This is a genomic window from Streptomyces sp. AV19, assembly GCF_015999245.1.
In the GTDB taxonomy this organism is placed as follows: Bacteria; Actinomycetota; Actinomycetes; order Streptomycetales; family Streptomycetaceae; genus Streptomyces.
The window spans coordinates 1,310,413-1,322,821 of sequence record NZ_JAEAMR010000007.1 but is presented as its reverse complement, the minus strand read 5'-3'; the positions used below and the strand labels follow the sequence as shown (position 1 = coordinate 1,322,821).

At 74.3% G+C, this 12,409-nt stretch carries 12 protein-coding genes; 3 read left to right on the top strand and 9 right to left on the bottom strand.

Annotated elements, in window-relative coordinates:
- Positions 1-5: 5 nt before the first annotated feature.
- From I5Q34_RS15680 to I5Q34_RS15645, 9 genes are all read right to left on the bottom strand, one after another.
- Positions 6-1,025, bottom strand: coding sequence for a hypothetical protein (locus I5Q34_RS15680; RefSeq protein ID WP_199892789.1), 1,020 nt, complete (start codon positions 1,023-1,025; stop codon positions 6-8).
- Positions 1,026-1,057: 32 nt separating this feature from the next.
- Positions 1,058-2,575, bottom strand: a complete 1,518-nt coding sequence (locus tag I5Q34_RS15675) for a DUF3492 domain-containing protein (protein WP_374193016.1) — start codon at positions 2,573-2,575, stop codon at positions 1,058-1,060.
- Positions 2,576-3,031: 456 nt separating this feature from the next.
- Entirely contained in the window at positions 3,032-4,627 is a 1,596-nt protein-coding gene (locus tag I5Q34_RS15670; RefSeq protein ID WP_199892787.1) for an ABC transporter ATP-binding protein, read from the bottom strand.
- The gene (locus I5Q34_RS15665) at positions 4,624-5,613 is read right to left on the bottom strand and encodes an ABC transporter permease (protein ID WP_199892786.1); all 990 of its coding nucleotides are present in this window, start codon (positions 5,611-5,613) and stop codon (positions 4,624-4,626) included. The genes I5Q34_RS15670 and I5Q34_RS15665 overlap by 4 nt, the downstream gene beginning before the upstream one ends.
- On the bottom strand, positions 5,610-6,614 hold the full coding sequence (locus I5Q34_RS15660; protein ID WP_199892785.1) for an ABC transporter permease: 1,005 nt from the start codon (positions 6,612-6,614) through the stop codon (positions 5,610-5,612). The genes I5Q34_RS15665 and I5Q34_RS15660 overlap by 4 nt, the downstream gene beginning before the upstream one ends.
- The gene (locus tag I5Q34_RS15655) at positions 6,611-8,335 is read right to left on the bottom strand and encodes an ABC transporter substrate-binding protein (RefSeq protein ID WP_199892784.1); all 1,725 of its coding nucleotides are present in this window, start codon (positions 8,333-8,335) and stop codon (positions 6,611-6,613) included. Before I5Q34_RS15655 ends, I5Q34_RS15660 begins: the two co-directional genes overlap by 4 nt.
- Before the next feature lie 192 nt (positions 8,336-8,527).
- Positions 8,528-8,623, bottom strand: coding sequence for an Ms4533A family Cys-rich leader peptide (locus tag I5Q34_RS36050; RefSeq protein WP_338399801.1), 96 nt, complete (start codon positions 8,621-8,623; stop codon positions 8,528-8,530).
- Positions 8,624-8,705: 82 nt separating this feature from the next.
- Positions 8,706-9,782, bottom strand: coding sequence for a DUF3152 domain-containing protein (locus I5Q34_RS15650; RefSeq protein WP_277965665.1), 1,077 nt, complete (start codon positions 9,780-9,782; stop codon positions 8,706-8,708).
- Complete coding sequence (locus tag I5Q34_RS15645) at positions 9,775-10,761, bottom strand: alpha/beta fold hydrolase (protein ID WP_199892783.1); 987 nt, start codon at positions 10,759-10,761, stop codon at positions 9,775-9,777. Before I5Q34_RS15645 ends, I5Q34_RS15650 begins: the two co-directional genes overlap by 8 nt.
- A gap of 159 nt (positions 10,762-10,920) precedes the next feature.
- Between I5Q34_RS15645 and I5Q34_RS15640 the strand changes: the two genes are divergently transcribed.
- From I5Q34_RS15640 to I5Q34_RS15630, 3 genes are all read left to right on the top strand, one after another.
- Positions 10,921-11,139 (top strand): hypothetical protein, encoded by a 219-nt coding sequence (locus tag I5Q34_RS15640; RefSeq protein WP_199892782.1) that lies wholly within the window; start codon positions 10,921-10,923, stop codon positions 11,137-11,139.
- Between the two features lie 189 nt (positions 11,140-11,328).
- Positions 11,329-11,964, top strand: a complete 636-nt coding sequence (locus I5Q34_RS15635; protein WP_199892781.1) for a TetR/AcrR family transcriptional regulator — start codon at positions 11,329-11,331, stop codon at positions 11,962-11,964.
- Positions 11,965-12,128: 164 nt separating this feature from the next.
- Complete coding sequence (locus I5Q34_RS15630; RefSeq protein ID WP_199892780.1) at positions 12,129-12,356, top strand: DUF3107 domain-containing protein; 228 nt, start codon at positions 12,129-12,131, stop codon at positions 12,354-12,356.
- Positions 12,357-12,409 lie beyond the last annotated feature (53 nt).

The window sequence follows — 12,409 nt, the reverse complement described above, 5'->3', positions numbered from 1 at the left end:
AACGGTCATGATGCGTGCTCCTCTGACGGGTGGACGGCGGGCGCGTTCGGGACGTCCTCCCGGCCGTGGACGGCGGCCCGGGACAGGACGGTGACGGCGTGGACGAGGAGGGCGAGCGCCGGCACGGCGCACGCCACGAGGGGGACCGCGGCCGGGCCGTGGGCACCGGTCAGCCAGGTGACGGGCCGGTCCAGGGCGGAGCAGCCGGGCAGCCGGGCGGCGAGCAGCAGGGCGAACGGCGCGGCCTCGGCGGCACAGGCGGCGAGGCCGGCGGCGAGGGCCGGGCGGGTCAGGCCGTGCGCGGCGCAGAGCCCGGCCAGGAAGAGCAGGGCTCCCAGGGCCACGGCGGCGAGGGCCGGCGGCGCGGCGGCCTCGGCGACGGGCAGGGCCGAGCGGGCGGAGACGACGCAGACGCACAGGACGCCGAGGAAGACGGCGACGGAGGCCAGCAGCGCGCGCCGGGCGCGGCCGTGGAACTCGGCCAGCGACCGGCTGTCGGCGAGCCTGCGCCGGGCGTACCCGGCGAAGGCGTGCGCGCACCAGGCGGCGGGGGCGACGGCGCAGGCCAGCGCGAGGGCGGTCGGCGCGGCGGCCGCGGCCAGGGCGCGGGGGCCCGGGAGGCGGTGGCCGTGGGCCAGGGCGGCCGGCAGCAGGTCGCCGGCCAGTCCGTAGCCGAGCAGCCAGAGCCAGACCAGCGCGCCGGGGACGCCGCCGCCCCCGGGCCGGGCCGGGCACGGCTCTCCGGCGGCCGGCGGCCGGGCGCTCCTGGAGAGGGCCGACTGCCCGGTGCGCTCCGCCCGGGCGTGCAGTTCCTCCGCGAGGGAGAAGACGTCGCGGTGGCCCAGGGCGGCGGCCGTGCGGTCGGTGACGCCGTGCGCCTCCAGGCCGGCGGCGATCTCCAGGGGGTCCACGGCGTCGGCGCAGAGCGCGTGGTGGTCGCGCAGCAGGGTCCGGACGGGGTCGGGGCGGGGGCCGGCCGGCGCACCGGATATATCGGCGGGGGCGGGGGCCGCGGGGACCGTCATCGGGGCGGGCGGCGCGGGTCGGGTCGTCGACGTCACCGGCGGCCCGCCCAGGAGGGCGACGCGGACCGGGCGGACGGGTCGAGGGGCGGCACGGCGTCGTGGGGGACGGGCGCGAGGTCGTGCCGTACCGGGGCGCGGGAGAGGAGTTCGAGGTAGATGGCGCCGAAGGAGGCGATGTTCTGCTCCACGGTGAAGAGTTCGAGCGCGCGGGCGCGGGCCGCGGCGCCGAGCCGCCGTCCGTGCCCGGGGTCGCGCAGCAGGGCGAGGCAGGCCTCGGCGAGGGCGTGCGGGTCGCGCGGGGGCACCACCAGGCCGGTGCCGCCGAGGACTTCGCGGACCGCGGCGGTGTCGGGGGCGACCGTGGCGCGGCCGCAGAACATGGCCTCGGCCAGCGGGACGGGGAAGCCGTCGCCGGGGGCGCCGACGACGACGGCGTCCGCGGCGGCGTAGTCGTCGGGGCCGCAGGCGGCGACGCGGGTGACGCCCCCGGGCAGCGGGGTGTCCTCGGCGGTGCCGGTGACGGCCAGCCGCACCCGGGGCTCGGCCATCCGCAGCACGGTGAACGCCTCCCACAGCCAGGGTTCGGGCGGGCCGCCGGCGAGCAGGAGGAGGGGCCCGTCGGACGCCGTCGTGCCGTCCTCGGGGCAGGCCTCGCCCACCGCCTCGTACAGTCCGGCGTCCACGCCCGGGGGGACGGTGCGCAGCCGGGCGCGGTCGGCGCCGCAGCGCTCCTGCCAGCGCCGCACCTGGGCGTCGCCGGGGGTGATCAGGGCGGCCCGGGCGTAGATCTCGCCGGCCAGCAGGCGGTGGAAGGCGGAGAGCAGGGTGCGGACGGAGAGCGACAGGCCGGCCGGTCCGGCCAGGTAGTGCTCGCGCAGGCGGACGCCGTACTCGGTGACGAGCAGCGGGGTGCCGAAGAAGCGGTGGGCCAGCAGCCCGGGGAGGGCGGCCGGCCCGGCGGAGGCGGCGTGGCACAGGTCGACCCCGGCGAGCCCCAGGTCGCCGTCCGGGGCGCCGTACCAGTCGAGGGAGAGGGGACGCAGGGCGCGCTCCAGCAGTCCGGAGACGACGAGCAGGTCGGCGACGCGGGCGCCGTACGCGCCGGGGTGGGCGCCGGGCGCGCGGCAGGCCGCCTCCAGGGCGCGCAGGGCGGTCTCGGAACGGAGGGCGCAGGCGAGGCCGCCCTCGTCGCGGGCGAGGTCGGCGAGGCCGTAGAGGCCCTCGGCGAAACGGTACGCCTGATCGCCGGGGGCGGTGAGGGCGGCGGCCAGGTCGCCGAAGTGGCCGGTGAAGCGCTGGCGTTCACGGCGGCCGTAGGAGCCGCTGGCGCGGCCCGGCGCGGATCCCGCGGGTCCGCCCCACAGCGGAGCGGCCCTGATCCGGCGGACGTTGCCGGGCAGGGCGTACCAACCGCCCTCCTCCTGGCGGGCACTGCGGCTCAGGGCATAGACCTCGAACTCGTGCCGGGCCAGGCCGCGCACCAGCCGGTCGCACCACTCGCCGCCCTCCCCCGCGGCGTACGGGTACCCACCCTCGGTCAGCAGTCCCACGCGCACGAGCGCACCCCCGATCTCCTCCGTCGTACGGCAGCCGGGAGCACGCTATGGGGGCCCGCCGGTGGTGCGGCGGACGGTTGTCCGTCGCACCACCGGAAGGGGTGAACGGTCGTGACCTTCGGGTGGGGCGGGCGTTACGGGGGTTTCCCCTGCCCCGCCCTTTCTCCCCCAGAGGGGGTGCCCCCAGTTTCTTCCGGGGCTCCGCCCCGGGGTCCCGGGCACGGCTCCGCCACGCGGGAGGCGGGTCCTCCGCCCCCTGCACCCCGAAGCGCCCTCCGGGTGCTGTCCTCAAGCGCCGGACGGGCTGGATCGGCGCGCCCAATTCAGCCCGTCCGGGGGTTGCCCCCTCCGGGGAGTTTGAGGACGAGCGGCGAAGCCGCGATACGGGGGCCCCGGAAGAAACTGGGGGCACCCCCTCTGGGGGAGAAAGGGCGGGCCGGGGGCGAACCCCTACCTCGCAACCCCCAGTCGCGGCACCGCCTCCAGCAACCCCCGCGTATACGCGTGCGCAGGCCGCTCGTACACCTCGTCCGCCACCCCCTCCTCCACCACACGCCCGCCCCGCATCACGACCACCCGGTCGCTCACCTGCCGCACCACCGCCAGGTCGTGCGCGATGAACACCAGCCCCAGCCCCAGCTCCCGCTGCAACTCCCCCAGCAAGGCGACGACCTGCGCCTGCGTCGTCACGTCCAGCGCCGACACCGGCTCGTCGCAGACCACGACCTTCGGCGAGGGCGCCAGCGCCCGCGCGATGCCGACCCGCTGCCGCTGCCCGCCGCTGAACTCGTGCGGATAGCGGTGGTACGCGCCCGGGTCGAGCCCGACCCGTTCCAGCAGGTCCCGCACCCGCGCGGTGATCTCCTTCTCGTCCAGCCGCCCGGCCACCCGCAGCGGATCGGCGATCGACTCCCCGACCGAACGCCGCGGATTGAGCGACGACACAGGGTCCTGGAAGACCATCTGCAGCTCGCCGCGGAAGGACCGGAGCTCCCGTTCCCCCATCCCGCCGATGTCCCGCCCGCGGTAGCGCAGTTCACCGTCCGACGGCCGCAGCAGCCGCACCAGCATCCGCCCGAGTGTCGTCTTCCCGCTGCCGGACTCCCCCACGACGCCGACCGTCTCCCCGGCCCGCAGCGTCAGCGAGATCCCGTCCACGGCGGTGACGGACCCCCGCCCCCGGCCGAACTCCTGCCGCAGGCCGGTGGCTTCGAGCAGCACGGGTCCACCGGAGGACGCGGCCGGCGCCCGCCGTACCTCCACGCGCGGCACGGCGGCCAGCAGCTCGCGCGTGTACGGCTCGCGCGGCGCGTCCAGCACCTCGCGCACCGGTCCGCGCTCGACCGCGCGCCCGCCCCGCATCACCAGCAGCTCGTCGACGCTGCCGGCGGCCACGCCCAGGTCGTGGGTGACGAGGACGAGCCCCGTCCCGGTCTCCTCGCGCAACTCCCGCAGCAGGTCCAGGATCTGCGCCTGCACGGTGACGTCGAGCGCCGTGGTGGGCTCGTCCGCGACGAGCAGCCGCGGCTCGCAGGCCACGGCCATGGCGATCAGGGCCCGCTGCCGCTGCCCGCCGCTGAACTCGTGCGGACGCGAGCGCGCGCGCCGCGCCGCGTCCGGGATGCCCACCCGGTCCAGCACCTCGACGGCCCGCTCGCGCGCGGCGCGCCGCGAGGCGCCCCGGTGGTGGACCCGGTACACCTCGGCGATCTGGTCGCCGACGGCCTGGTAGGGGTCGAGCGAGGAGAGCGGGTCCTGGAAGACCATGGCGACCACGCCGCCGCGTACGCGGCGCAGCTCCGCCTCGTCCGCCGCCGTGACGTCGTGCCCGGCGACCCGCACGGTCCCGGTGACGTCCGCGCCCGTGCCGCGGTGCAGCCCGAGCAGCGCGTAGGCGGCGGTGCTCTTGCCGGAGCCGGACTCGCCGACGATGCCGAGCGCGCCGCCGGGGGCGAGGGTGAAGGAGAGGTCCTCGACGGCACGTACGGACGTCCCGCCCGCGGACGGGAAGGAGACCGACAGCCCTTCCACCGATACGAGCGTCATCGCAGGGCCACCCTCCGGTCGGCGACGGCGTACAGCACGTCCGCCACGATGTTGGCGATCGCCACGGCGGCACCGGTGACCATCACCAGGCCCACGACGACCGGCAGGTCGATGGTCCGCGTGGCGTGCACGAGCAGCTGCCCCACGCCCGGCAGGCCGAACATGGCCTCCGTCAGCATCGCGTTGCCGAACATCGACCCGAAGTCGGCGGCGGTCAGGGCGATGACGGGCGCCAGGGCGCCGCGCAGCGCGTGCCGCCCGACGATCGCCCGCTCGCCCACGCCGTAGGCGCGGAAGGTGCGGACGTGGTCCTCGGCCAGCGTCTCCAGCAGCGAACTGCGCGTCAGCCGCGCATACTTCGCGGACTCCAGCAGCGCCAGCGCGAGGCACGGCAGGAGCAGGTTCCACGCCCACTGCTCGGGGTCGTCGGTGAGCGGCACGTACGTGGGGAACGGCAGCCACTCCAGGTAGGCGCAGAACAGCATCAGCAGTCCGATGCCGCTGATGAAGACGGGCGTCGCGGTGCCGGCCAGGGTGATCCAGGTGAGCACCCGCTCGGTGACGCCGCCGCGCCGCAGGACGGACAGCAGCCCGCTGCCGATGCCGATGACCAGCCACAGGACCATGGCGCCGGCCGCGAGGGAGGCGGTGGCGGGCAGCCGTTGGACGATCAAGTCCATGACCGGCTGGTCGCTCTGGAAGGACAGCCCGAGGCAGGGCGCGTCGCAGTGCCGCACGCCGGTGCCGGTGGAGTAGTCGTGCCCGGTGACGACGCCCGTGAGGAAGTGCCAGTACTGGACGTACACCGGTTCGTCGAGGCCCAGTTGGGCCCTCACCCGGCGGATCTGCTCGGGGTCGCACTTGGGCCCGCAGGCCAGCCGTGCGGGGTCGCCGGGGGCGAGGTAGAAGGTCGCGTAGACGACGACGGACAGCACGAGGAGGACGGCGAGCACGCCGAGCAGGCGGCGCGCGACAAATGCGGTCACGACGAACCCCCCTGGCTCGCACGGCGCTTGCGCCGCTCACGTCCCACGCGCAGCCGCGACGCCTCGCGCGGGTCGAGCGCGGCGCGCACGGTGTCTCCCAGCACGGTGAAGGCGAAGGTGGTGACGAAGAGCATCAGGGCCGGCAGGGCCACGTACAGCGGGTCCGCGCGGAACCAGGTCGTGGCCGAGGAGAGCATCTGGCCCCAGGACGGGGTCGGCGGCTCGATGCCGACGCCGAGGAACGACATGGACGCCTCGTTGAGCATGTTCTGCGGCAGCATCACCGCCGCGTAGGTGATCACCGGCGCGGCGAGCCCGGGCAGCAGTTCGCGCCGGGCGATCCGCCAGGCCGAGGCGCCGGAGAGCCGCGCGGCCGAGACGTAGTCAAGTTTGAGCAGACCGAGCGCCTGGGCGCGCACGAGACGGGCCATCGCGCCCCAGGCGATCAGCCCGATGACGACGACGAGCAGCAGCGGGCGCGGGAAGCCCTCGGGGGCGACGGCGGTCACGGCGATGGCGAAGACCAGCAGCGGCATGGCCACCATCACGTCGGTGAGGTGGCTGAGCACGCTGTCGGCGAGCCGGTTGCCGAGCGCGGCGGCCAGCCCGACGGCGACGCCGATGAGGACCTGGACGACCGTGGCCCCGACGGCGACGGCCAGCGAGACGCGGGCGCCGTAGAGAAGTCGTACGAACAGATCGCGTCCGGTCCCCGGTTCGACGCCGAGCCAGTGCTCGGCGCTGATCCCGCCGAACGACCCGACGGGCACGCCGCCGCGCGCGGAGTCGACGAGGCCGTCGTGGTACGTGGTGGGGTCCTGGCCCTCCAGCGCCGCGAGCAGCGGCGCGCCGAGGGCGAGGACGACGAGCAGGCCGAGGACGGCGGCGGCCGCGAGCGCCGCCCTGCGGGCGCGCAGCCGCCGCCAGACCTGGCGGGTGCCGGAGACGGGGGCCGCGGCCTCCGTCTCCGGCACGGACGGAGCGGTGAGGAGGTCCGTCACTTGACCGCGACCTGCGAGACGTCGAGGACACCGGTCCAGTCGCTGATGACGACGTTCTTGACGTCCTTGCCGTAGAGGCGCTTGTAGACCGGGTGGAACAGCGGGACGGTCAGGGCCTGTTCGCCGATTTTCACGTCCAGGGCGCCCCAGCGCTTCGCGGCGGCGTCATGGTCGGTGATCTTGTTGATGGCGTCGATCTCGTCGTTGACCCCGGCGTCGTCCAGGCGGCCGACGTTGAAGTTGTAGCCGTCCTCGACGATCTGCCGCCCGTCGAAGACCGGGGCCAGGAACGGGCCGCCGGACGGCCAGTCGGCGCCCCAGTGGGCGAGGAAGAGGCCCGGCTGCTGCTCGACGCTGTGGACCTTGTCCTCGTAGGCGTTGTCCTCCAGGCCCTCCAGCCTGACCTTGAACCCGGCCTTGTTCAGGGCCTCCTGGACCGCGGTGGCGATGTCGGGCCCGGTCTCGAAGTTCTGGGCGGTGGAATGGGTGAGGGTGATCTCCAGCCCGTCCGGGTGCCCGGCCTCCTCGAGCAGCTTCTTCGCCTTCTCCGGGTCACCGGCCTTGCCAGCCGGGAAGTGGTCGTACGGCGTGTGACCGAGCGGCTTCTGGTTCGGCAGGAAGGTGGTGGCCGGCTCGGCGAGCGAGGAGCCGCCGGCGGCGTTGACGACGCTGGTGCGGTTGATGGCGTAGGCGACGGCCTGTCGCACCTTGGGGTCGTCGAAGGGCTTCGACTCCGGGTTGAACGCCAGGTAGTTGGTGTAGCCGAAGTGGCCCGTGCCGACCCGGGAGGCGAGCTTCTTGTCGTTGGTGACCTGGGCGAGCTCGGCCGGTCCGAGGTTGGTGTCGGTGGTCACCGCGGCGGCGTCGGCGCCGGATCCGGTGGACAGCCGCTGGTTGATGACGGCCGAGGAGAGCCCGGAGCGGACGTCGACGGTGTCGGGGTAGGCGTGCCGCTCCTTGTCGGTCGCCTCCGACCAGTGCGGGTTGCGCTCCAGCAGCAGGTGCTCGCCGTCGCCGGTGTTCTTGACGACCTTGTACGGGCCCGAGGACACGGGATGTTCGGCGTACTTGGTGCCGGTGTCCTTCGCCTTGGGGACGGGCGCGAACTGGGTGGAGGTGGCCAGGTAGGGGAAGTCGCCCTCGGACTTGCGCAGATGGAAGACGATGGTCTTCTCATCCGGGGTCTCGATGGAGTCGAGCCCCTTCTTCTCCTTGTACGGCCCCTGATAGCTGTCGCCGCCGACCAGCCAGTCGCGCAAGTAGGGCCCGCCGCCGGAGAGTTCGGCGGCGAAGGAGCGCTCGATGCCGTACTTGATGTCGGCGCTGGTGATGGGCGAGCCGTCCTCGTACTTGAGGCCGTCCTTCAGCCGGTACGTCCACACCTTGGCGTCGTCGCTGGGCTTGCCGGTGTCGGTGGCGAGGTCGGGGACGACCTTGGTGCCCTCGGCGCCGTCGGCGCGGTGCCGGGTGGTCAGCGTGCGGAAGACCAGCGAGGGAACGTTTCCGCCGCCGGAGGTGTAGAGCCGGGCGGGGTCGAACTGCTTCTGCGGCGCCCTGTTGAGGACGGTCAGGGTGCCGCCCTTCTTCGGCGCGCCGCCGGCCCCGCCGGCGCTCCCGGCGGCGCCGTCGCCCTCGGGGCCGCAGGCCGCGGCCGTGGTGACGACGGCGACGACGAGGGCGGCCGCGGCGACGCGGCGGCGGTGGGCGGACGAATGACGCATGACGGGACATGCCTTTCGCGGGAGGCGGGGAGGGAGGGGTCCAGGGCAGGACGCACCCGCGGAAGGCGGTGGAGGAAAGGCGCGCGGCGGCGCGCGGGACCGCCCCCGGCGGGCGCGGCGCACTGGTGCGGCGCGTGACGGCGCAGGGGAGAGTGGGGGTCCCCCCATGCCGTTCAGGCAATGGGGGAGGTCTCAGCGACAGTGGATGTCGGCGACCGCGTGCGCGGCCACACCGATCAGCGCCAGCTCGAAGCCGGCGTGCTCGTAGGTGTGGTGGTGGCGCGACATGCCCAGCAGCCTGAACGAATTTTCGGCCACTGACAAAGGCGTCTCGACATGAGAGACGAAACGTCCCGCACCCCGAGAATGATCAACGTCCGGGATAGGGCCACGCGTTGGGCTTGCAGGTCGTCCCGTCCGTGGTGAGGAACTTGGTCTGCTGCATCATCACCGGGGCGAGCGCGCCGGACTCCTCGCAGGACTCGTGGTTGTGCCCGAGGCGGTGGCCGACCTCGTGGTTGATGAGCATCTGCCGGTACTCGTGCATCCGGTCGCCGTAGGTCTCGGCCCCCTGCGCCCACCGGTAGGCGTTGATCATGACGCGGTCGGTGGCGGCGGAGTCGCAGGAGACGTTGTCCACGGTGGTGTCCAGATCCGACTTGGCGCACCAGCGCGCCGTCGTCGCCGGGCTGGCGAGGGTCACCACGAAGTCGGCGGGACCGGAGGAGACGCGCTCGAAGGTGCGGACGCCGCCGTGGCCCCAACTGCGGTCGTCGTTCAGGGTCCGGTGGACGGCGGTGGCGAAGAGCCCGCCGTCGAGCGGCAGTCCCTTCTCCACGTCAACCCGGAAGCGGAGGACCTCACCCTTTCCGGGGGCCTTGTCGTGCCCCGGCACGGCCGCGAACTCCCCCGAGCCCTTCCCCTCCTTGTCCAGCGGGTACTTGCGGGCCATCTGCTCGTTGTACGTGACCCGCACCGCGCCGCCGTTGGGCGTCGGCCGGCTGTCCGAGCGGGAGGCGGCGTCCGCGCCGGGCCGCGGGTCCGCGTCCTGGGTGCGGGCCTGCGCCCTGCTCTCCGTACCGTCCTCGACCTGGCCGGCCACGATCACGGCCAGCACGGCGGTCACCACCGCGGCGGCCACCCCGGTGACCGTCCGCCCCATGCCCCCGCCGGCCCGGTGCGCGCCGCCCGACGGGCCGCCGCGCCCGCCGCCGGACCGCCGGGCGACCTCGGCCCGGGGCGGGGCGGGCGAGGCGTCGACGGACGGCGGTCCGGCCTGCCGCCCGATGACGCCCCAGCCGATGGCCGGGCCCCGGACCGCGGACCGGCCCACCGGTTCCCAGGGCTCGGTCCGGACGGAACCCCGCGCCGCGTGCGGCGGGACGACCGGGATCTCCCCGGTCGCCTCCCGCTCCGCCTGGGGGGCACGTGCGCTGTGTTTACCCACGGGGCGTGGCGCTCCGTTCCGACGTCGTGGCGGTGTCCGCGAGGAGTCCGCGGACGGCACGGGCCACCGCGTCCGGGTCCTCCATCATCGCGACGTGGCCCGATCCCAGCAGGGTCAGCAGCCGCGCGTCGCGGAACGCCCTGCCCGCCCGGCGGGCCATGCGGTACGAGACGAGGCGGTCGCGCGTTCCGTACACCAGCAGGGTAGGGGCAAGGACGCGCTCGGCCTGCCGCCACAGCGAATGCTGACCGCCCAGGGTGTACGCGTCCACCACTCCCCGGGCCGACCGTGCCATCACATCCCAGAAATACGGGAGCTCCAGCCTTCGCCCGTACTCCTCGACCGCGCGCGCGAACCCCTCCGGTGTCACCCGTTGGGGGTCCCCGTAACAGAGGGCCAGCAGTTCACGCGTGCGCTGCTCCGGCGTCCAGTCGCGGGTCAGCCGGGCGAAGAGCGGGACCATCCCGGGGACGGCCATCAGCGCGGTGGGCCACGCCGTGCGCTGCGGCCGCAGCTCGGGCAGCGCGGGCGAGACGAGGGTGAGGGTGCGCACCAGGTCGGGGCGGACGGCCACGACGCGGGTGGCGACGGCCCCGCCCATCGAGTTGCCGAAGAGGTGCACCGGCCCGCGGCCGCCGGCGTCGAGGTGGCGGATGACCACCCGCGCGCAGGCGGTGATGGAGTGGTCGCCGTCGTCCGGCGGGGGCGCCTCGCCGAAGCCGGGCAGGTCGAGGGCCTCGCAGTCCAGCTCGTCCGCGAGCAGCGCCATCAGCTGCGACCAGTTCTGCGACGAGCCGCCGAGACCGTGGACGAAGAGCGCGGGCTCGGCCCCCGGTCCGGCCCCGGGCCGGTACCGCACGGTGATCGTCGCTCCCGGCAGGGGCACCGTGCGCAGCCGCTCCCCCTCGCAGACCTGCGTGGACGGCACGGGCGGCACCACGGGCACGGCGCGGGCAGTCGGCGACTCGGTCTCGGACATGCGGGCAATGTTACGAGACGATCACGCCGGAAACCCCTGTGGTGGCCGTCACAGATCGCCTGGCGGTACGGGGCCGCGTCTCCTAGGCTCATAGGCAGGAACACGAGGGCGCTCATCCTGGATGCCGTGGAGTTGCAAGGGATGACGAAAGGGATTCGCATGCCTGTCGATCCGACCGACCCGGAGACCTTCGAGGACGAGGAGGACGGCACCGTCCGGCTCGACGTCGAGGCCCCCGAGGCGGACGCGGCCGAACAGCACGCCGACCTGGCCCCCCACCGCGACGAGGACCTGCCGGCCGATGACACGGAGGCGAACGAGGCGGACCGCGCGGAGCAGGCCCGCGTCGTGGAGCTGGACGAGGACGACTACCGGTGACGGAGCACCGGTGACGAGCGCGCCGGCCGGGGCGGTCCGGACGGGCTTGTGGGAATTGTCTGTTTTTTGTGGGCTTCCCACAGCGTCCAGCCGGTGAAATTCTCCGCTCCGGCCACGCACGGCCCGGTTACCCAAAAGTACGATGGCGGGCGCGGTGCACACCGTGCAGGAACGAATATGGGAGGCGGCGTGACAGCCATCGAGCAGACCGAGGCGCGCCCGCGGGGCACGCGCCTGCCGCGCCGAGCCCGACGCAATCAGCTCCTGGGCGCGGCCCAGGAAGTGTTCGTCGCTCAGGGGTACCACGCGGCGGCCATGGACGACATCGCCGAGCGCGCCGGTGTCAGCAAGCCGGTCCTCTACCAGCACTTCCCCGGCAAGCTCGACCTCTACCTGGCCCTGCTGGAGCAGCACTGCGACAACCTGCTCCGGGCGGTGCGCACGGCGCTGGCGTCCACCACGGACAACAAGCAGCGCGTGGCGGCCACGATGGACGCCTACTTCGCCTACGTCGAGGACGAGGGCGGCGCCTTCCGTCTGGTCTTCGAGTCGGACCTGACGAACGAGCCCGCGGTGCGCGAGCGCGTGGACCGGGTCTCGCTGGCCTGCGCCGAGGCGATCAGCGAGGTCATCGCCGAGGACACCGGCCTGGCCAAGGAGGAGGCCATGCTGCTGGCCGTCGGGCTGGGCGGCGTCTCCCAGGTCGTGGCCCGGTACTGGCTCTCCAGCGGCAGCACCGTGCCGCGCGGCACCGCCGTCCAGCTGCTGACCTCGCTGGCGTGGCGGGGCATCGCGGGCTTCCCGAAGAACGGCGCCGAGCACTGACCCTCCCCGCTCAGGGGCCCTGTTCGCTGCGGGCGTGTACGGCCGGGGCCCGGCGCACGGGGGCAGCGGGCTAATGTGTGGACCGTACTGCGCGGCCCGTCCGCGCACCCCTCCCCCGGGGCCACACACCGTGGGGGACCGCACACCTTCGGAGGACAGTAGCCGTGGAGGTCAAGATCGGCGTGCAGCACGCGCCCCGCGAGATCGTTCTGGAGAGCGGTCAGTCCGCCGAGGAGGTCGAGCGCGCGGTCGCCGACGCGCTCGCCGGCAAGGTGCAGCTGCTCAGCCTGACGGATGAGCACGGCCGCAAGGTCCTGGTCCCGGCCGACCGGCTGGCGTACGTGGAGCTCGGCCAGCCCACCGTCCGGCGGGTCGGCTTCAGCACGATCTGAGCGGACGGATCGATCCGAGCGATCGACGACGGAAGGGCCCCGGTGCACGACGC

Bases quoted from the DNA above. Each gene is read 5' to 3' on its own strand.
- I5Q34_RS15680 (WP_199892789.1), bottom strand. From the start codon at position 1,025: ATGACGGTCCCCGCGGCCCCCGCCCCCGCCGATATATCCGGTGCGCCG.
- I5Q34_RS15670 (WP_199892787.1), bottom strand. From the start codon at position 4,627: ATGACGCTCGTATCGGTGGAAGGGCTGTCGGTCTCCTTCCCGTCCGCG.
- I5Q34_RS15655 (WP_199892784.1), bottom strand. From the start codon at position 8,335: ATGCGTCATTCGTCCGCCCACCGCCGCCGCGTCGCCGCGGCCGCCCTC.
- I5Q34_RS36050 (WP_338399801.1), bottom strand. From the start codon at position 8,623: ATGTCGCGCCACCACCACACCTACGAGCACGCCGGCTTCGAGCTGGCG.
- I5Q34_RS15645 (WP_199892783.1), bottom strand. From the start codon at position 10,761: ATGTCCGAGACCGAGTCGCCGACTGCCCGCGCCGTGCCCGTGGTGCCG.
- I5Q34_RS15640 (WP_199892782.1), top strand. From the start codon at position 10,921: ATGCCTGTCGATCCGACCGACCCGGAGACCTTCGAGGACGAGGAGGAC.